Here is a 22,318-nt window from a genome sequence, read left to right as displayed (position 1 = left end):
CGCCGCCGGTGACCGATCTCAGCATCGCACTCTTGGACCTGCTGCGCAAGTACCAGGACGACCCCCAGCTCGACGCCCTGCGGGAGGGGGTCCGCCTGCTGGCCCAGGCCCTTATGGAGCTGGAGGTGAGCCAGCAGGTGGGGGCGGGGCGCTACGAACGCTCGCCCCAGCGCAAGACCCAGCGGAACGGCTACCGGGACCGCGAGTGGGACACCCGGGTCGGGACGATCCCCCTGCGCATCCCCAAGCTGCGGGAAGGCAGCTACTTCCCGTCGCTTCTGGAGCCCCGCCGGCGGGCCGAAAAGGCGCTGCTTTCGGTGGTCCAGGAGGCCTACGTCGAAGGGGTGAGCACCCAGAAAGTGGACGAGCTGGTCAAAGCCCTGGGGATGGAGGGGATCAGCCGAAGCCAGGTCTCCCGGCTGTGCCAGGAACTCGATGACCACCTCACCCGTTTCCGGGAGCGGGAGCTGACCGGCGAGTACCCGTACGTCTGGCTGGACGCCAAGGCCGTCAAGGTCCGCCAGGACGGCCGGGTGGTCAACATGGCTGCGGTGGTGGCCATCGGGGTGCGGGAGACGGGGGAGCGGGAGGTCCTGGGGTATGCCATCGGCCAGGCCGAAAGCTACGAGTTTTGGAGCGAGTTTTTGCGGCACCTGGTGCACCGGGGCCTCAAGGGGGTGCAGCTGGTCATCTCGGATGCCCACGAAGGCCTGAAGCGGGCCATTGCGGAGATCCTGGCCGGGGCCAGCTGGCAACGGTGCCGGGTGCACTTTATGCGCAACCTCCTGGCCCAGGTGCCCAAGCAGGCCCAGGCCATGGTGGCGGCGTTGGTGCGCACCATCTTCGTGCAGCCCGATGCGGCGCTGGCCCGGGAACAGCTGGAAAAGGTGGCCGAGAGCCTGAGGCGGCGCTTTCCCCAAGCGGCCGAGCGGCTGCTGGAGGCGGCCGAGGACGTACTGACCTACATGGCCTTTCCGCCCGAGCATTGGCGGCAGATTTACTCGACCAATCCCTTGGAGCGCCTGAACCGGGAGATCGGGCGGCGCACGGACGTCGTGGGCATCTTCCCCAACCCGGAGGCTGCGCTGCGCTTGATCGGGGCGGTGCTGCAGGAGCAGCACGAAGAGTGGATGGCGTCCCGGCGCTACTTCAGCCAGGAGTCCATGGCCAAGCTCTATGCTGCCCGGCAAAGAACGACAGGGGGTGAAAGCGAGGGAATGCCGCAGCTGCCTGACATCGCGGCGTAACGGGTGACGTTCAAGTGGGAACCCAATTTACACCACTTGCGGGGACGCTATCCATCCCACGTAGCCTGGACGGCTTGATTAGTTTCCACGAGGAGATGCGCCAGAGGGGACACTCCCTGGCTACGGAACTGTTGTACGCGGGCATGGTGAGCGCTACCAGGCATGTGGCTACGGCGCTCGGCGTTGCGACGGGTGACTTGGTAGTACGCATCACTCGCAGGCGTTTTGTCGACGGTGAGCCCATCGCCCTGCAAACCAGTTACTTGCGCCCAGAGATGGCTGCGCTGATGGATGACCCCGGCGTTGCTAGCGGATCGCTGTATGAAGCTATGGAACGCTGTTTTGGTCGACGACCGACGGAGGGAAGAGAGGAATATACGGCGGTGGTCGTCGCCGGCGACGACGCTAACCTCCTCGGGCTCCCGAACGGGAGTGCGTGCCTTGCGGTGCGACGTTTTGCGCGGTCGCGAGATGGGTACCTTGTCGAATACGCCGAATCACTCCTGCGCGGCGACCGGTATACGCTTTACGTGGACCTTGGAAATACCGCCGGTGAGGCACGACAAGCTAAGGTCTCGGGGGACTCGTCCAAGGGCCTGCGACGGTAATGGGCGGGCGAGCCTCCTATCCAGTGCAACGAAAGTGGGTATGGCTCCGGCCCAGAAATGCCTGGCTTCCTTCTCTGCTTTGAGTGTCTCGGCTGAGGGACCGCGGTCGCTGGCTTGTCTGACTTGCCTCACCCGAGAGCAGGCAGGCCAACTGGTTCGAACCGGTACGGGTTCGGTGGCTCCCAGACCAGCACCTCCACCTGCAGTGGCTCGGCTACCCCGCTGGTTATCTCCTCCAAGGGGCTTCGTCGGGGGAGGCGGGGCGCTGGGAGGAGTAGCAAACGGGTGAAGCTGAGGACGCCCCGGGCCCCGATGGCCGCCCGGCTGATCGGGTGGTCGAGGAGATCAGAGCCCCCGGCTCTCCTTACATGGCAGTCTGGTTCCTCTGCCGTCGGCCTCGTCATCGTGCTGTCGAATCCCCTTGCGGTTCTGAGTGCGGCTTGTGGCGGACCGTTCGCGCCCGGGACCGCCCCGAGATCCCGAAGTTAGGGGCCAGCGGTGTCGAGGAAGAGGCGGCTGTGACTGCTGCTCTGACTGCCTTCTCCGAGAAGGTGTTGGCCGGCAGGGTCGGTTCGGCGTCATGGAGCCCGCCGGGGCAGCGCGGCGGTGTCGAGACGCCTTTCGAGGCGCACGATCTCGCATTCGCCGGCAGGGAGGCGGCGGTGCACGGTTCCGATGGGCTGGAAACCCCGCCGCTGCCACCACGCGAGGGCGGCTGTGTTCGAGGCGATGACGCCGATGCGAACCGTCGTCCACCCCCGATCCCGGCGGAAGTGGTCGAGAAGCGCCTGGAGCGCCTCGGTGCCGTAGCCCTGGCCCTGCAGGTCGCCCCGGATGATGAGCAGGCCGATCCACGGGACGTGATCCGAGGGGTTCTCGTCCAGGAAGTCGACCATCCCCACAGCCGCACCGTCGGGCTTACGGCAGATCGCCCACATGTGGCGGCCGGGGGTCGTTGCGGCCACCTCCCAGTCGCGCTGCAGCTTGGGCAGGTCGTACCCGTCGGGGCCCTCAGTCAGGCTCACATAGAAGGGATTGCTGGCGAAGACCTGGAGAAGCTCCGGCAGCAATTCCGGTGTTGCCTCCATCAGGACAAGGCGCGAGGTTTTCAGCAGAGGCCTGTGGCATCGTGAGGAGATCATCTGCGTTCGGCCTTTCGAAGGGCGAGCACCCCGGGGATCGGCTTCGGCCCACTAGCCGCCCACCTCCTGCAGCGACGCGAGGATCGCGTCGGTCACGTGGCGGGTGGTGGCGGAGCCCCCCAGGTCGGGCGTCTTGACTCCTCGTTCGGCCAGGGCGTGTTCAACGGCCGCGAGGATGCGCCGAGCCGCCCTCTCGTGGCCCAGGTGCTCCAGCATCAGCGCTCCCGACCAGATCTGGCCGACGGGGTTGGCGATGCCTTTGCCGGCGATGTCCGGCGCCGACCCATGGATGGGCTCGAACATGGAGGGGTACTCCCGCTCGGGGTTGAGGTTGGCCGAGGGCGCCATGCCGATGCTGCCCGCGATGGCGGCGCCCAGGTCGGTGAGGATGTCGCCGAAGAGGTTGGAGGCCACCACCACCCCGAAGCGGTGAGGGTGCGTGACGAAGCGGGCCGCCAGGGCGTCGACGTGGTACTGGTCGGTGGCCACCTCCGGGTACTCGGCGGCCATCGCCCGGAAGACCTCGTCCCAGAACGGCATGGTGTAGTTGATGGCGTTCGACTTGGTGGCCGAGGTGAGGCGGCGCAAGGGGATCTCGACCTTCTCCGGCAGCCACGGCAAGCTCTTCGCTTGATGGCGGCTGACCTTGCGGACCTTCCCCTCGGGCGTCACCACATGGTATGCTGGCATCGGCGGCTCCTCCCATCCGTTGGGTTTTGCTCGCCCCCTGTTTTACCACAGGGGTTCGGGGAGCCGCCATCTCAATTTCTACGGACTACGGGACAACCTCGCTGGCGGTGGGACGCCACCGTGTTTATCGGACCAGCCGCCTCACTGACGAGCAACGCCGGTTACTGCAGGCGCTCGGCGTCCCGCTCCCCCCGGCTCTTCGGGTCGCGTAGTGGCAACCCGTCTCCTGGAGCCCCGTCATGACGGCCCCGGCCAGTTTGACTGTCTAAGTTGGGATAGCGGGGATGTGATAGGTTGGGTTTGACAGAGCTAACGCATTAGAGCGGGGGTGAGACCTTGGGGCGGACCAGGCGTTATCGAGAGCGGATTCGTTTCGAAATGCACTCGGTTCAGGCCAAGAGCCTCCCGGGGCTTTTGGCTCGCGAGTTGCGGGAGGGCTTTGGGCGCAGCCAGCTGGAGGCGCAAGTCCTGGCGGCTCGCAGCGTCCAGTGGCTGAGAGGGTTGGGCGCTTCGGCGCTGCCCGGACAGGTGCAGCTTTCGGTGCCGGCCACCCCGTCCCGCCGGTATAGCCGCCGCTACCGCAGGCCGTGCATGGTCAGCGCCGTGGACGTGAGCGCCGACACGGAGGCCTGGGAGGCCTTTGGCCTGGCGGCCATGCAGCGGGGTCGGCTGGTGCGGTGGCTGCACGAGACCTACCGCCAGGGAGGTTGGGCCAGCCTGGCGGAGCTGGCCGCGTGGGCCAATTTGACCCCTACGGCCTTGCAGGCACGTCTGGCGCCGTTGCGGCGGGAGGGCATCTGGCTGCCCCATGTGGGTACGAAGGATCCGGGTGCCGGCGGGTGGATGTGGGAGCCTTACTTGGTCGCTCGCTACCTGGCAGAGGGGCAGGCAGAGCACCTGCGGCGCCACTGGGGAGTCCCCCTGGCCGCCTGGGAGGCGATCCTGCGGCGCTTTGCGGCCACGGTCAAAGCCATGGAGGCAGGACACGACATGGACACCGTCGCCGCCTGGCAGGGGCTCAGCCTGCAGGAGGTGAGCCAGTTCGGGCAACTGGCCCGACGCCACCGGCGCCGGCCGCGGCTGGGGGAGCTGCTCGATGCTTATGGTCGCGCCCTGCCGCACGAGGCAACCGCGGGGCCGGCCATCGAAGAGGAGCTTACACGGGATTACGGATTTTCGCCGGTGGCGGCCCGGCTTTACCGGGCGCGCCTTGAGGAGCTGGCGGCTTCCTTCCGCCGACCGCCTCGGGACGGGGAGCTTTGCATGCTGGCCATCAGCGCCGACGAGGGGGCTCGGGCGCGGCTGGAAGAGGCCCGTCACGTACCGGTACGCCTGAGCTGGCTGACGGCGTCGGATCTGGCGCTCGGCCCGCAAAGCGAGCATCCCACCCGGGTGGCCGAACTCAAGTTTGCCCGCCTCGTACGCTACGCCACCGAGGCCCGGGCCCAAGGGGCGCTCTTGAGTCTGCCGGACCTGGCGGTGCTGATGGGGATCCACGTCGACGCCATCCGCCGCCAGCTGCAGGCCCATCCAGAGGTGGTGGTGCCGACCCGGGGCCGGGTGAAAGACATCGGTCGGGGCGTCACCCACCGGACCCGCATCGTCGAGCTCTACTTGCAGATGCACACCGAAAGCGAGATCGTCGACCGCACCGGCCACAGCTACGAAAGCGTCGAGGCGTATTTGAAGGAGTTTGCCCGGGTGATGATGCTGGCCGACCGGGGGCTCAACACCGTCATGATCCGCCGGGTCACCGGGCGCTCGATGCGGCTGGTGGAGGCGTATCTGGAGCTTTACCGTCGCTACGACCAGCCGGCTTACTTGTTCCGGCTGGCGCAGCTTCGCCAGGTCTTCGCCCGGGAGCCGGTGCTCCGGGCGAAAAAGGGGGCTTTGCCTTCCCGTATCGGGGAGGGCAGGCGATGATGGGGCGGGAGGAGGTGCTGGGGCCCTTACGGGAGCGCACCCTGGAAAACGCCCAGGTCCGGCTGCTGGTGGAGCGCTACGACCTCTCCCGGGACAGCCGGCTGGCGCGGGCCATCGTGCAGCAGGTCAACCGGGAGCTGGACGCCGAAGAGCGCCGGCGCGGCGTGCAGCGGGTGCGGCCGGGGGAGTTGCTGATCCGCACCGGTCAGGGTCCCTTGGTGCTGCCGCGTCGCACAGAGGAAGACCTCGATCGCGCCCTGGCCGGAGAGCGCTGGGACGTCATCCGACGGGATATCGTCGCCCGCTGCGAAGCGCGCTACCGGGTGCTTTTTCCCGATGCACCGCGCTGGCAGGTGGAGGCCTTCTTGCGGCGTCTCTGGCCAGGAACCGGGCACCGGGTTTCGGGGCCCAAGCCCAGCCCCGTTTACGGCCCACGGCGGGAGCGGCCATGGGGATCCACCCGGCTGACGGGGGAACCATTGGCGGCCCTGGACGCCCAGCGGGCCCGGCGGTGGGTGGAGCGGGACCCGCCGCGGCCGGCTCACCGCCCGGAAACGCTGGCCAAGCTTCAGGCCTTTCTACGCAACGAAGCCGGCATGGCACCGGCTGTCCAGGAGCCCATGCTGCTCGATCTCATGGGCCTGCGGGCGCGCTTTTGCCCGCGGGTCTCCGTGCTGGCGACCGGTCAGATGCCGCTGGCGGCCATGCATGTCGACAGCGGGCGTAGCCTCTGGCAGCCGACGCGCTATCAACCGCTGGCGCCCGTCATCATCACCTGGATCACCGGCGAGGAGAGCCGCCGGCTTCGCCGCAACCCGCCCCGCACGTACGAGGACCTGATGGAGCGCTACGGCCGGCGCATGGGGCGAGCGATGGTGGAGGCCTATACGCAGGACGGATTGCTGTCGCACATGGAGCTGCAGTGGATCTTCCTAACGTCGATTGCTACGGTCTCCCGGGCGCTGGACTGGTACCAGCGCCAGCACCAGGTGATCCTGCCCTGTCCCGGCACGGTACTGGACATGGGCCGGACGCTGACCCACAAGGACCTCATCGTGCGCCTCCACCTTCAGGGGATGTCGGTGCTGGAGATCGCCCGGCACACCTACCACCACCCCCGCTCGGTGGACGCCTACTTGAAGGCGTTTGACAGCGTCCTTATCCTCCACCTCTACGGGCTTCCGCCCTCCCTCATCGCCCGGGCGTTGGGACGGGGCGAGACGCTGGTGGATGAGTACCTGGACCTCATCGACCGCCACCTCAAGGACGTGGAGACGATGCGGGATTACCTGCGTGGGCGGGGGGTGAGGCTCCCTGGTGCGCTTCCTCACCATGCGTGACGTCGCGCCGGACCGCCCGAGCCAGCCGGAGCAGCCGGGCCCAGGACCCCGCCCTGTGGAGATGCCGTTCCTGTGGACAACGCGGGGCGTTGCCCACAGGAACTTGGATAACTCTCCGCTGCGCTCCGAGTTATCCACATCCCCACAGGGCCTGCTACGAGGTCGTGGTCTCGGAACAGGGAAATCAACTCTAAAACGCCATATAGCGGTTGACAGAGTCAGATCTAGACCGGCCTTCACAGCCAAAAGCGTATGGTTGAGAGCATGAGGGGGCCGTCACGACGAAAGAGGCATCGGCCCGAAGGCTCGGCCGATTCCCGACGAGAACGGCCCCCTGCGCTCAGCGTACCTGGGCAGACGGCCTCGTGCAGTGCCTGGATTCCGGCGGCGGTGCAAAACGCTTCGACACGGACTCTCGCGTGCAGAACAACACCGTGACGGACCCCCTTCGAGCAGTGACCGGGCATGCAGGTGTTTCGTAGCGTTCGTGGGGCTCTTTCGTGGTCACTTACACGGATTTCACCGTGGCCACCGACGGCCCATAGCCGCTTGGGCGGGCCCCAAGCGCGCCTTTGGTCCGCGTGCATTTCTGCACACTCAAGGAGCCGCTGTAACCTGGTCAGCAGCTGGAACTCCTTCAGGCAGCAATACAGGTATCCGTTTGCCCATTGGGGCGCCTAAGGCTAAAGGGCGGACCAGCCCCCGTCTATAGATATGACGCTCCCGCTCGTGAAACTGGACTCATCGCTTGCCAAGTACAGCGCCAAGTAAGCGACCTCGCGCGGGGTACCCTGGCGGCCCATAGGCGTCCAACGTAGAATCTCCTGCATGCCTTCGGGATTCGATACAAAGGGCCGAACCATGGGTGTGTCAATGGACCCCGGGCATATGACGTTCGCTCGGATTCCTTCCTTGGCATACGCGACCGCGATGCACTTAGTGAGAGCAACGACACCAGCCTTCGCTGCTGAATAGGCATGGAAGAGCGAGGCGCGCAGGGCCGCAATAGATGCCACGTTGATAATGGATCCACCGCCCGACTGACGCATGTACGGGATCCCATACCGACAGCAGAGGTAGACACCTCTCAGGTTCACGTCCAGCACCTTGTCCCAAACAGACTCTGTGACCTTTGTCACTGGCCCGTCCTCAGTAAGTAGCATGAGCCCAGCGTTGTTGTATAACACATTGACCGCACCAAATCGCCTGAACACAGAGTCCATCATTCGAGAAACACTCTGGGGATCCGTTATATCAACCTCGAAGAGTGCATGGTCACCTGACGGGAGTTCCGCGAAGACCTCCCTCAGCCCCTCCCCGTTTACGTCAACGAGAGCCACTTTCGCGCCTTCCACTGCAAAGAGAATAGCGGCCTCCCGGCCTTGGCCGCTTGCTGCGCCGGTGATGACGGCTACCTTGTTGTCTAACCGGCCCATTCGATTCACTTCCCTTCGGCAACGATGTTGCTTCGAGTTACAGTCACTGCTTGACGGCGCCCGCGGTCAGACCTTTTACCAACCCCCTTTGCACTGACAGGAATATCACGACCAAAGGCATACTGAACAACACCGTCGATGCAATCATCATTCGGTAATCCGTTTGGAATTGACCAATGAATCCTGCGATGTAGACAGTGGTTACCTGCCTTGCGGGTGTAACCAGAAAAAGGTACCCGAATAGAAACTCGTTCCAAGCAAGTACAAACGCATAGACACTGATTGCAACCAGGCCGGGCAGCGCACTCGGCGCGACCACGGAGACAAGGGTTCGAAATTTTGACGCTCCATCCACGAAGGCGGCCTCGTCCAGTTCCCTAGGAATGGTATCGAGGTAGTTGAATAGTGTCCAAACCGTAAAGGGCAAAATCCCCGAGACGTTCGCAAGTACAACGGCCCAGGGAGTGTCATACAATCCAAGGCTAGTGAACACGGCGAAGTAGGATATGGCGAGGAGGATGGGGGGAAACATCTTCGGGGCAAGCATCCCTCCGAGAAGAGCACGGGTAGCGCGCGATCGGAAACGGGACAGTCCATAGGCCGCTAGCAGCCCAGCGATGACCGCGATCACAGTCACGCATGACGCGACCAAGAGACTGTTCAAGACGCCCGCCCTGAACGCGCTGCTCCTAAGCACCTTACCATACGCGCTAAGATCGATGGCCGGAGGTATTAGAGATGGCTCGAACAGAGCATACGCCGGGCGAACTGAGACGCTCAACAGCCATAGTGCCGGCATAGCGTACAGGATGGCAATCCCGAAAAGAGCCACGTTACGACATGCACGGATCACCTAGTCTCACCGTCCATACGAGCCTCCGCCCCGGGTGTCACTCGTACCTCGACAGCGCAAGGATAACACTCACCACAAGGGACATTAGCAAGAACGCTAAGATCGCGAGCGCACTCGCGTACGGAAAGTCAAATCGCTGGAAAGCCACTTTGTAGATCAGTGTCGCGAGAACCTCCGTACTGTCGACGGGACCGCCTTGCGTCATCAACCATACGAGGTCATAGAAGACGAATGCCATTACAAAGTCAAAAACGAACAGGGTCAAACCCACGGGGGCCAACATCGGGACTGTTACATGGCGGACTGTACCAGCAGCAGTCGCCCCATCGACGCGCGCCGCTTCGTAGAGTTCCACGGGGATTGCTTGCAGCGCCGCGAGGATAACCAGCATGAAGAAAGGGGTTGAAAACCAGACATTCACCGCAATGACGGCGGCTAAGGCTGTCGAAGTATCGCCCAACAGGTTCCAAGACGTATGAATGCCGAGATGGGAAAGAAGCGGCGGTACAGGGCTTAGTTCGGGGCTGTAGAACAGCCGCCATAGGACTGCCACAGCGACTGGGGACATCGCCCATGGGAACATCAGTAGTGTTCGCGCGAGGGCCACGAACGACGGCCGTAGTCGTTGGTTAAGCAGCAGGGCGAACACGAACCCCAGCAGGATGTGGAGGGCCGCGCTCGCAACAGCGAACACAAGGGTATTTCGTAGCGCGTTAGACACGGAGGGGTCCGCTAATGCCGTCGTGTAGTTACGAATCGTTACCGTACCCGATGGACTCTGTAGGCTCAGCCCCAAGACAGAAAGAAGCGGGTAGACTGCTGTCGCTAGGACGAGGACAAGCGCCGGCAAGACAAACCAGTAGACAGGGCTTATGCGCAGTCCTCCATGGGCGGTAGGCCGGCGCGGACTAAGGCCGATCTGGTCTAGCACCATACTGGGGCACCTTTCCGATTCCCGAGCCAATATCTGAGGAAAGTGCGGCGCCCCGCCTAGGAGCGCCGCACCGGCGGTCACTTGTACTTCGCCAGGGTCGCATTCCATTCCTTGGCAGCCCGGTCAAGAGCGTCCTTTGCAGAGCTTTGTCCGAGCAACGCCCGCTGGAGCTCGGCCTGGAGTACATCGAGGAGATAATCGATTTCGGGATTGGTGCCTAGCATGACCGTATTCGGCAGGTTAAGCTGCGTCGTGAACGCCGCAAGCAAACCACTGGTGTACTCGGGTCGCGCGAGTAGAGCCTTGGTCGTTGGCATAAACGACCCGAGCTGTGCCCATTTCCCGAGTACCTCGTCTGACGTCATGTACTTCACGAACTCCCAAGCCGCTTCCTTGTACCGGCTCTTAGGGGATATCCCTAGAAGTGTTCCCCCGGCCGGACTACCAGTCGTTACCTTTTGGGGAAGTGGAACTGTCGCGATGTGAGCGTTGGGGTAGTTCGCGAATTGTGCGATGAACCAGGGGCCGTTATGCCACATGGCAACCTTGCCCCGTCCCATAAGGTCAACGATGTCCTTCTCGTAGAGGGACGGTGTCCCAGGCGGTACAAGCTGTTTGCTGCGATAGAGGTCAACCCAGAACTGGAGAGCCTCTACTCCCGCCGGTGTATTGAAGGATGCTTCGTGGCCCGTGATCATGCGACCACCATTTTGGAACAGGAAGGCGAACCACTCCCACGATGTCCCGCGCGAATCTTTTGCTCCAGTAAAGGCATATCCGTACTCACCCTTGGTTCGGTTAACGAGCTTGCTCGCGTACCTCTCAAGGTCGTCCCAAGTCCATGGAACCTTTGGAAGGGCCAGCCCAGCCGCATCCAGCATGTCTTTATTCACGTACATGGCAGACGGACCAATTCGCCAAGGAAGGCCATAGGCGTGTCCACGCCAGACCCCCATCTCCCACGCGGCCGCGGTGAATCGATCCTGGACCGCTTTATCCGAGGCGAGAAGGTCGTCGATGGGCGCGATCACTCCTGCATTGACGAACGTTACAAGCCACTCGGGGATGAACTCGAATACATCGGGGCCCACACCGGCTCGGGTTGCACTAATGATGCGTTCCCGAAGCGGGAAATGAGGCCCAGTGACCAACTCGATCTTGATGTTGGGATGAGCGGTCTCGAAGGATCTTATCAACTCCTCCTCCCCAGGGATCTCCAACGCAGTCCAGTTCCAGTACTTGAGAGTAATTTGCTCAGCGAGCCCCACTGACGCAGCAAGCAACACCACCAAGAAACTAACTCCCATCATGATGCACCTTTGACGGAAGCCCTGACGCATGCTCTACCCCTCCTTTGAGTGGGTTACTGGGCGGTATACCCGCCGTCTACACTTAGCACCGTGCCTGTGACGAACGAGGCGTCTTCAGACGCAAGAAACATGATTGCGGCGGCCACTTCTTCTGGTCGTGCAAGACGACCGAGCGGGTGTGCTTGCTCCGTGGCCTTCCGGGCCGCGATAGGATCGGGCGCTGTCTGCAGTATCCGATCATTGAACGGGGTATCCACCACCCCGGGGGCGACAGCGTTTACGCGAATGCCTTCCCTCGCGTGGTCCAGCGCCATTGCACGCGTTAACAGAACCACTGCACCCTTCGAGGCACAGTAACCGACCGAATTCGGCGTTCCGATCAACCCGGCTCCTGACGCTACGTTAACAATGGCAGCCCCTTTGCGCCCCTTCATTAGAGGTACAGCGTACTTTGAGCAAAGGAAGTAGGAGGTCACGTTCACTCGCATCTGAATATCCCAGTCCGCCTCCGAGAGGGTCTCCACGGTTCCGAAGCGTCCTATACCAGCGTTGTTGACGAGGACATCCACACCACCAAACTCCTGTACCGCTCTCTGAATTAGTTCTCGGGCACCCGCTGGCACGGAGACATCTGCCTTAACGCCGACTCCCTTCCCTCCGGTATTGGCGATCTCCCGGAGCACCGCATCCAACCCCTCGGAGCTAATGTCTGCGATGCACACGGAGGCTCCCTCGGACGCGAACCTTAAGGCCGTTGCTCGCCCTATCCCGGAAGCACCACCCGTAATGACTACTACTTTACCAGCCCAGTCTCGAGCTTGCTTGGCCGTAGCTCATTCCCCCCTCGCGTGTGCCTACGCAAGGCCATCACAACCCAAGCTTGCTTTTACAATTATCCCCTGCTGCTACTGATTACCTCGTCTCCTCACCTCCTGCCGCGTGCGTACGGGCTGTGATGCTGAAAAGGCTCTTGATAGCTGTGAAAAGCCCGCTCCGTTTGCTCCTGCGCAGCCAAAGCCAATCGCCACACCGCCGGCCGGCGCGTCCGTGTCGATGGCGAGATCGCCTACCTCTTGAAGGCGGTTGCCAGCGAAATAGGGGATGGCCCGACATGGCATGGGCGATGGAGGTAACGACCACAGTCCGCAGCCCTCACTGCCACCCCAATGGCCAGGGCGTTGACCGCGGAGCAGGGGGAAGGTTAGAAGCCCACCCTCGGGGCGCAACTCATGGGCCTGGAGGATCGCCTGCGCGGCGGAGATGGGATCGACTTGCGAGGACAATAGCTGCTCAGCATGTTGCTTCACCGATTTGAGGTACATGGTAGCCAGCACGCGCCTTCTCCTTTCGGCGTCCAGGCTTCTGTGTCCACGTTCCTTACCGGGCCAGCGTTCGGATCCAAGCTTCGTACTCCTCAAAGACCCTCTCGTTATTGCCGGGCTCGACGTCTTTCACGTTAGGTGAGACGAAGACCCGCTTGCGGATGCCCGAGAAGGCCAAGTGCTGTGCTGTCGCAGCCACTAGCGCCTGGGCAATAGCCACGAACGCCACCGTGGAGGCAGCAGCGACCGGGTGTTGCCATCCTTGGATGGTGACCTGGGCGTCCTCCGGCGACGTGCAGTTGTCGATGGCCACGTCTGCCACGTCCGCCAGCCGCTTACCTGACGAATGGGTGGGCGCGTGGGTCCGCGCGTTGGTCATGGACGTCACGGCCACCACGGCGCTCCCACGCTCCTTTGCGGCCAGCGCCGTCTCCACGGGGGCTGCGTTGAGGCCGCCGTGGGAGAACACCAGCGTCACGTCGCCCGCGCCGAGCGGATGGCTCTTGAGAAAGTTGGCGATATACCCTTCTTCGCGCTCGAGCCACAGCAACTCCCGCGCCCCTCCCGGACCGACAGGCGTGAACCACATGAGGCGTGGGTCCGTCAGAGGATAGAACCCAACGAAACTACCATAACGCGGGAAAACGTCCAGTACAGGAATCGCAGAATGCCCGCTCCCGAAGACGAACACCGCCCGTCCCTTCGCGATGGCGCCGGCCATCATCTCGCCGGCCCGGTCGATGGCCGGCGCCTGAGTCTCCCGGATGCGGGCCAGAATGGATTCGACTTTCTCCAGGTATGCCTCGACTGGCGCTAAGGTCTTGGACACTCCTTACTCCTCCTCTATGTGGTCATTGTTGTCGGGCACTCACGTGCCGAAGCGCGGCCATTGCCGCCCCGATAAGACCGGAATCCCCTCCGAGCCCGACGGCTCCCACACGGACCTGCTCGGAGGACCACGAGGGGGAATACCGGCGGATAGCACTTTCGAGTTGCCGCGAGTACACGGCCATCCGCAGCCCCACGCTCCCGCCCAGTAGCACAAGTTCCGGATTGATAAGAGCGACGACGTTAGCCAAGCCCCACGCCAAGTGCTGCAAAACCTCTCGTACGATGGCCTGACAGGCCTGGTCGCCCGCCTCGGCGTGGTCGAAGACCTCCTTACATGACAATCTCTCTTGCAGAGACTCAGCCGCGATCCGCTCGATACCGGGTCCGGCAACAAGTGCTTCCAAGACCCCCACCTTAATGAGGGTTGGCTCGTCAAGCTTGCGAGATGTCGGGATACCCATCCAGCCGGCCACTCCGGCCAGATTGGTATACCCTCGGAGCAAACGGCCGTCTGCGATGATACCGCCTCCGAATCCTGTTCCGATGACGAGGCACACAAAATTGTCCACGCCCCGTCCCGCGCCTAGCCACTGCTCGCCCAAAGCAGCAGCATGACCGTCATACTCCAGGACTACGGGCAACCCGAGTTCCTGAGCCAGTTGGTCAGACAGCATCGAGCCGTCCCATCCTGGGAGGTGGGGCGCCCGCAAAACCCGTCCCGACACGCGGTCGATGACGGCGGGCAGGCTTACCCCAACGGCAGATGGGGATATGGCAACGGTCTCAGATTGCACGTCAGCTCTAGATTGACCGTGCGATATCCGTGCTAGCGCGGACACTAGCTCGACTACTTGTCGAGTCAGGGCGTTGCCGTCGTCCGGGGATACAACCGGTTGTTCAAGGCGCTCCAGTATCTGTCCCTGAGCGGTCACGCACGCGCCTCGCAGGCGGGTACCCCCGATGTCCACAGCGATAACACTCGTAGCATCCGTTGCCAAGGTCACGACTCCGCCACCGCCCCGCTTTCATCAAGAGGCCTGGGCACCAAAGTCAGCATGTTGATGTAACAATGCGATGCTTCGACAAAATGTCGAAGGATCCTTCTGGTCGCGCGCAGAAAAAGTGGAAAAAGGGAAGTAGCGGGCAAGAGAGGTGGATCGTAATGCGTAGAGCGGCGGAGCACCCTCCTATAGGAGGAGGCGCTGGTGAGGGCGTGCCTGGTGACAATCGCGTCCCTTTGTACCACCGCCTCCATGACAAGCTCCGGGATGACATCGAGTCGGGGGTGTTGCGCCCTGGTGATCGCATTGCTACCGAGGCTGAGCTGAGCACGCACTTCGGAGTTAGTCGCACCACCGTCAAGCAGGCGATCCAGCGGCTTGTGAATGAGGGGTTAGTGTACCGAGTGCGAGGAAAGGGCACGTTTGTAAGCCAACCGCGCATCCCACGGCTATAGTCCCTGGTAGTGGTGTAAATTCCTCCGGATCGATCGGGCACGCGTGATCAACAGGAGGATCGCGCGAGGCTTCCCGAGGCGGAGGCCGTAGGCCGGAGCCTCGGGAAGGGGTCGGGCGGAGGGCTGGAGGACCTTGACAAAAACGGTCACCAGCGGGTTCCCTACGAGGTGACAGACAGCACCGTCACAACGAAGGGAGCATCGCCGCCGGTGACCGATCTCAGCATCGCACTCTTGGACCTGCTGCGCAAGTACCAGGACGACCCCCAGCTCGACGCCCTGCGGGAGGGGGTCCGCCTGCTGGCCCAGGCCCTTATGGAGCTGGAGGTGAGCCAGCAGGTGGGGGCGGGGCGCTACGAACGCTCGCCCCAGCGCAAGACCCAGCGGAACGGCTACCGGGACCGCGAGTGGGACACCCGGGTCGGGACGATCCCCCTGCGCATCCCCAAGCTGCGGGAAGGCAGCTACTTCCCGTCGCTTCTGGAGCCCCGCCGGCGGGCCGAAAAGGCGCTGCTTTCGGTGGTCCAGGAGGCCTACGTCGAAGGGGTGAGCACCCAGAAAGTGGACGAGCTGGTCAAAGCCCTGGGGATGGAGGGGATCAGCCGAAGCCAGGTCTCCCGGCTGTGCCAGGAACTCGATGACCACCTCACCCGTTTCCGGGAGCGGGAGCTGACCGGCGAGTACCCGTACGTCTGGCTGGACGCCAAGGCCGTCAAGGTCCGCCAGGACGGCCGGGTGGTCAACATGGCTGCGGTGGTGGCCATCGGGGTGCGGGAGACGGGGGAGCGGGAGGTCCTGGGGTATGCCATCGGCCAGGCCGAAAGCTACGAGTTTTGGAGCGAGTTTTTGCGGCACCTGGTGCACCGGGGCCTCAAGGGGGTGCAGCTGGTCATCTCGGATGCCCACGAAGGCCTGAAGCGGGCCATTGCGGAGATCCTGGCCGGGGCCAGCTGGCAACGGTGCCGGGTGCACTTTATGCGCAACCTCCTGGCCCAGGTGCCCAAGCAGGCCCAGGCCATGGTGGCGGCGTTGGTGCGCACCATCTTCGTGCAGCCCGATGCGGCGCTGGCCCGGGAACAGCTGGAAAAGGTGGCCGAGAGCCTGAGGCGGCGCTTTCCCCAAGCGGCCGAGCGGCTGCTGGAGGCGGCCGAGGACGTACTGACCTACATGGCCTTTCCGCCCGAGCATTGGCGGCAGATTTACTCGACCAATCCCTTGGAGCGCCTGAACCGGGAGATCGGGCGGCGCACGGACGTCGTGGGCATCTTCCCCAACCCGGAGGCTGCGCTGCGCTTGATCGGGGCGGTGCTGCAGGAGCAGCACGAAGAGTGGATGGCGTCCCGGCGCTACTTCAGCCAGGAGTCCATGGCCAAGCTCTATGCTGCCCGGCAAAGAACGACAGGGGGTGAAAGCGAGGGAATGCCGCAGCTGCCTGACATCGCGGCGTAACGGGTGACGTTCAAGTGGGAACCCAATTTACACCACTTGCGGGGACGCTATCGAGCAGCAGGTCATCGAAATCGCCCGGGCCGTTTCCCGGGAGGCCGCCGTCATCGTCATGGACGAGCCGACCGCGGCGCTCACCGAGTCCGAAGTGGAGCGGCTGTTGGGTATCATCCGGGGCCTGCGGAGCCAGGGCGTGGCCATCGTGTACATTTCGCACAAGCTCGACGAGGTGCTGGCCGTTGCCGACCGGGTCACCGTGCTTCGCGACGGCCGGTTGGTGGGGGTGCGCGACGCGGGTGGGCTCACCCGGGCCGAGCTCGTTCGCATGATGGTGGGCCGGCCCGTCGAGCAGATGTTCGCACGCCGGCACCGCCCGTCCGGCGACGTCGTCTTCGAAGCCCAGGGCATCACGGTCCCCGGCCGCGTCTACGATGCGTCGTTCACGGTGCGCCGGGGCGAGGTCGTCGGTATCACCGGGCTCATGGGAGCCGGGCAGGGGTGGCTCGTGCGGGCCGTGTTCGGGGCCGTCCCGGTGACGGCGGGCCAGCTGCGGCTCGGCGGCCGGCCGGTGGCCATCCGTTCCCCGGTGGACGCCGTGAAGGCCGGCATCGGCCTGCTCACCGAGAACCGGAAGGAAGAAGGCCTGGTACTGAGCCAGCCCGTGGTCGCCAACGTCAGCCTCGCTTCGCTCGACGGGCTTTCCCGGCTCGGGTGGCTCGACCAGCGCCGGGAACGGCGGATCGCCGCCGAGTACGTTCGCCGGCTGACCATCCGCACGCCCTCCCTCTCGCAGGAGGTGGCCTACCTGAGCGGCGGTAACCAGCAGAAGGTCGTCCTGGCGAAATGGCTCGCCACGGAGCCGGAAGTGGTGGTGATGGCCGAACCCACCCGGGGCATCGACGTGGGCGCCAAGGCCGAGATCTACCGCCTCATCGACGAGCTCGCCTGCCAGGGCAAGGCCGTGGTGCTGGTCTCGAGCGAACTCCCCGAAATCCTCAACCTGACCGACCGGGTCTACGTCATGTACGCGGGCCGCATCCAGGCCGAGCTCCCCACCGCGTCGGCCACGGCCGAGCTCATCACCCACTACGCGACGGGAGGTGGAGCACCTGGCACGACGAGAAGGCCTTGATAGCCGGGCCTTGATGCACTGGATTCGCCGGTTCGGTATGGTACTGGTCCTCGCCGCGCTGGCCGTGGCGCTGGCGCTCATGAGCGACCGGTTCCTGACGCCGGCCAACCTGCTCAACGTGACACGCCAGGTGACGGTCAACGCCATCCTCGCCGCCGGCATGACCCTGGTCATCCTCTCGGGAGGCATCGATCTGTCCGTGGGTGCCGTGGCCGCCATCGCCGGGGCGGTCGGGGCCGGGCTCATGGCCGCCGGCTGGGGATGGCCGGCGGGCGTACTCGTGGCCCTTGCCGTGGGGGCCTGCTTCGGGGTGCTCAACGGGGTCTTCGTGGCGTTCGCCGGCCTGCCGCCGTTCATCGTGACGCTGGCGTCCATGGCCCTGGCGCGGGGCCTCACCATGGTGTACACGGGCGGGCGGCCCATCGGCGTGCAGGATGCGGGGTTTGTCTGGTTCGGCCATGGATACGTGGGACCCATCCCGGCCCCGGTCATGCTGATGATCGGGGTCTACGTGCTGGGTTACCTGATGCTCACCCGGATGAAGCTGGGCCGCCTCGTCTACGCCGTGGGAGGCAACGAGACGGCCTGCCGCATGGCCGGCATCCGGGTGGAACAGGTGAAGGTCGCGGTCTACGCGCTGAGCGGCATGACGTCGGGGCTGGCGGCGGTGATCCTGACCGCGCGGCTCGTCTCCGCACAACCCACGGCCGGCTTCGGGTACGAACTCGACGCCATCGCGGCGGTGATCCTGGGCGGCACCAGCCTGGCGGGCGGGAGGGGCAGCATCGGGGGAACCGTCATCGGGGCCTTCATCATCGGCATCCTGGGCAACGGGCTCAACCTGCTCAACGTCTCTCCGTTCTACCAGGACGTCGCCAAGGGCGTCGTGATCTTGCTCGCGGTGCTCCTCGACCGGGTGCTCCACGCCGGCGGTAGGACGGTGAGGACGGGACCGGCCGGACGGTTGTCGGCGGCAGTGCCTGCCGCTGCCCGAACGGCGCCCGGCACGAAGGGATGAGGGAGGTGACGGATCGCGCAGCGAGCGGGGAGGGCTCGGGAGGGACAGGACGTGAGGGTACTCAAAGGCACGACGGGATGCGAGGATGGGTTGCGGGGCCTGGGAACGGGTTTAGGGAATGCCCACCGGAAGGAGTGACGGCGGGATGCGCAGGCGCTGGACGATCGGGCTGTTACTGGTGGCGCTGGTCGTGATGGCATCGACCGGAGTGTCGGCCAGGACGTACACGTTGGGACTTTCCATCTCGACGCTCAACAACCCGTTCTTCGTGGACCTGAAGGAGGGCGCCGAGTCCAAGGCGGCGGCCTTGGGGGTGCGCCTCGTCGTGCTGGACGCGCAAAACGACCCGAGCCGGCAGCTGTCCGGCATCGAGGATCTGATCGCGCAGAAGGTCGACGCGCTCCTGATCAACCCGACGGACTCGTCGGCCATCGTGCCCGCGGTCCTTGCTGCCAACCGTGCCGGGATCCCGGTGCTGACCGTGGACCGCGGCGCTGACGGCGGGAAGGTCGTCTCCCACATCGCTTCGGACAACGTCGCGGGCGGCCGGATGGCAGGCGAACTCATCGTGAAGATCCTCGGCGGTCGCGGCAAGGTCGTGGAGCTGGTCGGCATTCCGGGCACGTCGGCGGCCCGGGATCGGGGCGCCGGGTTCAACGAGGTCGTCAAGAAGTATCCGGGGATCGAAGTGGTGGCGCAGCAGGAGGCAGGGTTCGACAGGGCCCGGGGCCTGACCGTCATGGAGAACATTCTGCAGGCCCAGCCGCGCATCGATGCCGTTTTCGCCCACAACGACGAGATGGCGCTGGGAGCCATCACGGCCATCGAGGCGGCGGGCCGGGCGAAGGAGATCAAGGTCGTGGGGTTCGACGCCACGGCCGACGCCGTCAAGGCCGTGCAGGACGGGCGGATGCTGGCGACCATCGCCCAAAAGCCCCGCTTGATGGGCGAACTGGCCGTCGAGACGGCCACGCGGCTGCTCGGGGGCGAGAAGGTCGAGGCGTACATCCCCGTCCCGTTGGAACTGGTCACGAAGCGCTAGGCGCGGCCCCGCACCCGTAAAGGCCCTTGCCTTTTCTGGGGGGCAGGGAGTCGCCGGCCGGCCGGACCGGAGCGCAGGGCTTCGTCCGGCCGGCTCGTTTCGGGAAGGGGAGGCGCGGGGCGTGCGGCGAATGCCCTGGCGGAGGGCATCGAGACCCTGAGCGACGAGAAGGATCGGAGTGGTCGAGAGCGATGCCGCAGCGCCCGCTGATATTGGCCCACCGGGGGTTTTCCGCCCGCGCCCCCGAGAATACCCTGGTCGCCTTTCGGATGGCTCTCGAGGCCGGGGCGGACGGCATCGAGCTGGACGTCCAGCTGTCCCGGGACGGGGTGCCGGTGGTCATTCACGACGAGCGCGTCGACCGCACGACCGACGGCAAGGGTTGGGTCAAGGACTTCACGCTGGAGGAGCTTCGGGCCTTCGATGCCGGACGGTGGTTCGGGGAGGCTTTCGCGGGCGAGCGCATCCCCACCCTCGACGAGGTGCTGGAGGTGGCCGGTCCGGGCAGCCGGCTGATCAACGTGGAGTTGAAGAGCGGGCTGGTGCAGTACCCGGGTCTCGAGCACAAGGTGATCGCGGCCCTGGAGCGGGCGGGCGCGCTGGAAAAGAGCGTGCTCTCCTCGTTCAACCACTTCTCGCTGCGAACGGTCAAGGCGCTGCGGCCACGGGCGCGTACCGGCGTGCTCTACATGGAGGGGCTGGTCGACCCGTGGGCGTACGCCCGGCTGGTGCCCGCGGACGCCATCCACCCGCCCCGCTACGCGGTGCTGCCGGAGCTGGTGGAAGGCGCCCACCGGGCCGGGGTGGCCGTGCACGTGTGGACGGTGGACGAGCGGGCCGAGCTTCGCCGCATGGCGGACTGGGGCGTCGACGCCATCATCACCAACCGGCCGGACGAGGCGGTGGCGGTCGTCGGCGCGATCTGAGCAGCGGGAGGCGACCTGGCGAGCGCGCCTCGACCGGCGCGAGGAGACCTGGCAACGGCGAAACGAGGTGCGGCTTTGAGGCTCGACTACGGCAAGACCTTCATCCTGGGGCTCGGCTTCTTCGTCATCACGCTGGCCTGGTCCGTCTACAACTCCTACGTCCCCATCTTCCTCGGCGACCTGTTCGCGACGGTGCCGTACCGGACGACCCTCGTGGGTATCCTGATGACCCTCGACAACGTGGCGGCGGTGACGCTGCAACCCTATTTCGGCGCTCTCAGCGACCGTACCTGGACCCGGTTGGGCCGGCGGATGCCGTTCCTGGTCGCAGGGGTGCCGGTGGCCGCGGTTTTCTTCGCGCTGATTCCCGAGGCGCGTCATGCGGTGCTTCCCATGGTCGCGGCGCTGATCGTCATGAATCTGGCCATGGCCGCCTTCCGGGCGCCGACCGTGGCGCTGATGCCCGACGTCACGCCGCCGCCGCTTCGCAGCCAGGCCAACGGGGTCATCAACTTCATGGGCGGGGCCGGCGGCATCGTGGCCTACTTCGGCCTGTCGCACCTCTACCGGGTGAGCCCGGGCCTGCCCTTCCAGGCCACGTCCGTGCTCATGCTGCTGGCGCTCATGGCGCTGCTGCTCTGGGTGCGCGAGCCGAGGCCGGGCGAGGGGCCCTCGGGCGGGCGGGCGAGCCAGGGCGTGCCCGTTGCCCGGGACCGGGCGCCCGTACCGCGGGGAGGAGTGCTGGCCGCGGCGGCCGAGATCGGGAGGGATCCGGATCGCAGCGCGCTGCGGCTGCTGCTGGCCATCTTCTTCTGGTTCGTCGGGTGGAGCGGGGTGGAGGCGCTTTTTACCCTCTACGCGGTGGGGCGGTGGGGGATGGACCCCGCCAGGGCTTCGTTCGTGCTCGGCTTTTTCGCCGTGGCGTTCGTGATCTTCGCCATCCCGAGCGGGTACCTGGGCGGGGTACTGGGGCGCCGGCGCACCATTTCGGTAGGGCTTGGGGGCCTCGCCCTGGCGCTTCTTTCGCTGGGCATCGCCGCGCCGGGGGCCGGGGTGATGGCGGCGCTCGCGGCCGGCGGCATGTGCTGGGCCCTGGTCAACATCCACTCCTATCCGATGGTCGTCGACATGGCAGCCGGCGACAGGGTCGGGGCGTACACGGGCCTCTACTACTTCTTCTCCACGGCCGCCGCCATCGTGGCGCCGCCGGCCTTCGGGCTCCTCATGGACGTGCTGGGGCGGGACGCCCTCTTCCCGTCGGCCGTCGCCAGCCTGGCCGTGGCGCTGGCGCTCATGCAAGGGGTGCACAGGGGCGACGTGCCCGGGCCGGCGGGGGCCGCTGCACGGCAGGCGAGGCAGGCAGCCTGACGGCCGGTCGTCCAGGCAGAGCCAGACGGTATGGAGGAAGAGGCAGGCGAGCCGGCTTGCCTTCCCAGGTTCTTCCCGGTGGCAGCGTTCCCTGCCTTGACAGGCGCGCGATACCATCATTAGAATGGTGCCAACCTACCTGACCCTCTCGTCACGGCTCCGGAGAGGGGGCACCACAGCATGTGGGTATGCGCCGGGCGTCCTTGTAGCCGCCGGGAGCTGCTCGAGGCGGTGGCCGCGGGGGCCACCCTCCTCGTGGCCGGCCCCGCCGGAGCGCAGTCGGGAGCGCGGCCA

At 65.1% G+C, this 22,318-nt stretch carries 18 protein-coding genes and 2 pseudogenes; 11 read left to right on the top strand and 9 right to left on the bottom strand.

All coding sequences use genetic code 11. The annotated features are described in order from the left end of the window. The first annotated feature begins 8 nt into the window (after window positions 1-8). Window positions 9-1,247: an IS256 family transposase gene (locus U7230_RS08660; protein ID WP_324715440.1), complete on the top strand. Its 1,239-nt coding sequence runs from the start codon at window positions 9-11 to the stop codon at window positions 1,245-1,247. A 95-nt stretch (window positions 1,248-1,342) separates the two neighbouring features. Continuing rightward, on the top strand, window positions 1,343-1,855 hold the full coding sequence (locus tag U7230_RS15500) for a GntR family transcriptional regulator (RefSeq protein ID WP_404980497.1): 513 nt from the start codon (window positions 1,343-1,345) through the stop codon (window positions 1,853-1,855). 578 nt (window positions 1,856-2,433) lie between these two features. Here the strand turns inward: U7230_RS15500 and U7230_RS08655 are convergent. Both U7230_RS08655 and U7230_RS08650 read right to left on the bottom strand, forming a co-directional pair. After that, entirely contained in the window at window positions 2,434-2,943 is a 510-nt protein-coding gene (locus U7230_RS08655; protein ID WP_324718216.1) for a GNAT family N-acetyltransferase, read from the bottom strand. Between the two features lie 105 nt (window positions 2,944-3,048). After that, window positions 3,049-3,582: pseudogene (locus U7230_RS08650) on the bottom strand (isocitrate/isopropylmalate family dehydrogenase); the annotation flags it as partial. Window positions 3,583-4,065: 483 nt separating this feature from the next. Here U7230_RS08650 and U7230_RS08645 point away from each other — a divergent pair. Both U7230_RS08645 and U7230_RS08640 read left to right on the top strand, forming a co-directional pair. Then, window positions 4,066-5,610 (top strand): DUF1670 domain-containing protein, encoded by a 1,545-nt coding sequence (locus U7230_RS08645; RefSeq protein ID WP_324715445.1) that lies wholly within the window; start codon window positions 4,066-4,068, stop codon window positions 5,608-5,610. Continuing rightward, complete coding sequence (locus tag U7230_RS08640; protein WP_324715444.1) at window positions 5,607-6,950, top strand: DUF1670 domain-containing protein; 1,344 nt, start codon at window positions 5,607-5,609, stop codon at window positions 6,948-6,950. Before U7230_RS08645 ends, U7230_RS08640 begins: the two co-directional genes overlap by 4 nt. A gap of 683 nt (window positions 6,951-7,633) precedes the next feature. On the opposite strand, the gene U7230_RS08635 is transcribed toward U7230_RS08640, so the two are convergent. The 7 genes and pseudogenes from U7230_RS08635 to U7230_RS08605 form a co-directional block, all read right to left on the bottom strand. After that, the gene (locus U7230_RS08635; protein WP_324715443.1) at window positions 7,634-8,386 is read right to left on the bottom strand and encodes an SDR family NAD(P)-dependent oxidoreductase; all 753 of its coding nucleotides are present in this window, start codon (window positions 8,384-8,386) and stop codon (window positions 7,634-7,636) included. A gap of 43 nt (window positions 8,387-8,429) precedes the next feature. Beyond that, window positions 8,430-9,185: a carbohydrate ABC transporter permease gene (locus U7230_RS08630; RefSeq protein WP_324718215.1), complete on the bottom strand. Its 756-nt coding sequence runs from the start codon at window positions 9,183-9,185 to the stop codon at window positions 8,430-8,432. A 91-nt stretch (window positions 9,186-9,276) separates the two neighbouring features. Next, window positions 9,277-10,173, bottom strand: a complete 897-nt coding sequence (locus tag U7230_RS08625; RefSeq protein ID WP_324715442.1) for a carbohydrate ABC transporter permease — start codon at window positions 10,171-10,173, stop codon at window positions 9,277-9,279. 77 nt (window positions 10,174-10,250) lie between these two features. Then, entirely contained in the window at window positions 10,251-11,462 is a 1,212-nt protein-coding gene (locus U7230_RS08620; protein ID WP_324718214.1) for an ABC transporter substrate-binding protein, read from the bottom strand. 74 nt (window positions 11,463-11,536) lie between these two features. Then, window positions 11,537-12,277 (bottom strand): annotated as a pseudogene (locus U7230_RS08615) (SDR family NAD(P)-dependent oxidoreductase); the annotation flags it as partial. A gap of 583 nt (window positions 12,278-12,860) precedes the next feature. After that, entirely contained in the window at window positions 12,861-13,634 is a 774-nt protein-coding gene (locus tag U7230_RS08610) for an SIS domain-containing protein (RefSeq protein WP_324715441.1), read from the bottom strand. 22 nt (window positions 13,635-13,656) lie between these two features. Beyond that, a complete protein-coding gene (locus U7230_RS08605; protein ID WP_324718213.1) occupies window positions 13,657-14,604 on the bottom strand; it encodes an ROK family protein in 948 nt (315 codons plus the stop codon). A 101-nt stretch (window positions 14,605-14,705) separates the two neighbouring features. On the opposite strand from U7230_RS08605, the gene U7230_RS15495 reads away from it, so the two are divergent. The 7 genes from U7230_RS15495 (at window position 14,706) to U7230_RS08575 (ending at window position 22,024) form a co-directional block, all read left to right on the top strand. Next, the gene (locus tag U7230_RS15495; protein ID WP_404980496.1) at window positions 14,706-15,092 is read left to right on the top strand and encodes a GntR family transcriptional regulator; all 387 of its coding nucleotides are present in this window, start codon (window positions 14,706-14,708) and stop codon (window positions 15,090-15,092) included. 210 nt (window positions 15,093-15,302) lie between these two features. Continuing rightward, entirely contained in the window at window positions 15,303-16,541 is a 1,239-nt protein-coding gene (locus tag U7230_RS08600) for an IS256 family transposase (RefSeq protein ID WP_324715440.1), read from the top strand. 109 nt (window positions 16,542-16,650) lie between these two features. Then, the gene (locus U7230_RS08595; RefSeq protein WP_324715439.1) at window positions 16,651-17,670 is read left to right on the top strand and encodes a sugar ABC transporter ATP-binding protein; all 1,020 of its coding nucleotides are present in this window, start codon (window positions 16,651-16,653) and stop codon (window positions 17,668-17,670) included. 13 nt (window positions 17,671-17,683) lie between these two features. Continuing rightward, window positions 17,684-18,688, top strand: a complete 1,005-nt coding sequence (locus tag U7230_RS08590) for an ABC transporter permease (protein ID WP_324715438.1) — start codon at window positions 17,684-17,686, stop codon at window positions 18,686-18,688. 145 nt (window positions 18,689-18,833) lie between these two features. Beyond that, entirely contained in the window at window positions 18,834-19,730 is an 897-nt protein-coding gene (gene rbsB / locus U7230_RS08585) for a ribose ABC transporter substrate-binding protein RbsB (protein WP_324715437.1), read from the top strand. 191 nt (window positions 19,731-19,921) lie between these two features. Beyond that, window positions 19,922-20,656 carry a glycerophosphodiester phosphodiesterase gene (locus U7230_RS08580; protein ID WP_324715436.1) on the top strand — a complete coding sequence of 245 codons (735 nt, stop codon included), beginning with the start codon at window positions 19,922-19,924 and terminating at the stop codon, window positions 20,654-20,656. Between the two features lie 75 nt (window positions 20,657-20,731). Then, window positions 20,732-22,024 carry an MFS transporter gene (locus tag U7230_RS08575; protein ID WP_324715435.1) on the top strand — a complete coding sequence of 431 codons (1,293 nt, stop codon included), beginning with the start codon at window positions 20,732-20,734 and terminating at the stop codon, window positions 22,022-22,024. The last annotated feature ends 294 nt before the right edge of the window (window positions 22,025-22,318 follow it).

Source organism: Limnochorda sp. L945t (assembly GCF_035593305.1).
GTDB classification, from domain to species: Bacteria; Bacillota; Limnochordia; order Limnochordales; family Geochordaceae; genus Carboxydichorda; species Carboxydichorda subterranea.
Note: the sequence above shows the minus strand (reverse complement) of the source record. Positions and strands in the feature narration are given on the sequence as shown.

What these genes read in the sequence shown, in the direction of transcription:
- U7230_RS08625 (WP_324715442.1), bottom strand. Translation starts at nt 10,173, where the DNA reads ATGGTGCTAGACCAGATCGGCCTTAGTCCGCGCCGGCCTACCGCCCAT.
- U7230_RS08590 (WP_324715438.1), top strand. Translation starts at nt 17,684, where the DNA reads ATGCACTGGATTCGCCGGTTCGGTATGGTACTGGTCCTCGCCGCGCTG.
- U7230_RS08630 (WP_324718215.1), bottom strand. Translation starts at nt 9,185, where the DNA reads ATGCCGGCACTATGGCTGTTGAGCGTCTCAGTTCGCCCGGCGTATGCT.
- U7230_RS15495 (WP_404980496.1), top strand. Translation starts at nt 14,706, where the DNA reads ATGCGATGCTTCGACAAAATGTCGAAGGATCCTTCTGGTCGCGCGCAG.
- U7230_RS08595 (WP_324715439.1), top strand. Translation starts at nt 16,651, where the DNA reads ATGGACGAGCCGACCGCGGCGCTCACCGAGTCCGAAGTGGAGCGGCTG.
- U7230_RS15500 (WP_404980497.1), top strand. Translation starts at nt 1,343, where the DNA reads ATGCGCCAGAGGGGACACTCCCTGGCTACGGAACTGTTGTACGCGGGC.
- U7230_RS08655 (WP_324718216.1), bottom strand. Translation starts at nt 2,943, where the DNA reads ATGGAGGCAACACCGGAATTGCTGCCGGAGCTTCTCCAGGTCTTCGCC.
- U7230_RS08635 (WP_324715443.1), bottom strand. Translation starts at nt 8,386, where the DNA reads ATGGGCCGGTTAGACAACAAGGTAGCCGTCATCACCGGCGCAGCAAGC.
- U7230_RS08645 (WP_324715445.1), top strand. Translation starts at nt 4,066, where the DNA reads ATGCACTCGGTTCAGGCCAAGAGCCTCCCGGGGCTTTTGGCTCGCGAG.
- U7230_RS08580 (WP_324715436.1), top strand. Translation starts at nt 19,922, where the DNA reads ATGCCGCAGCGCCCGCTGATATTGGCCCACCGGGGGTTTTCCGCCCGC.
- U7230_RS08640 (WP_324715444.1), top strand. Translation starts at nt 5,607, where the DNA reads ATGATGGGGCGGGAGGAGGTGCTGGGGCCCTTACGGGAGCGCACCCTG.
- rbsB (WP_324715437.1), top strand. Translation starts at nt 18,834, where the DNA reads ATGCGCAGGCGCTGGACGATCGGGCTGTTACTGGTGGCGCTGGTCGTG.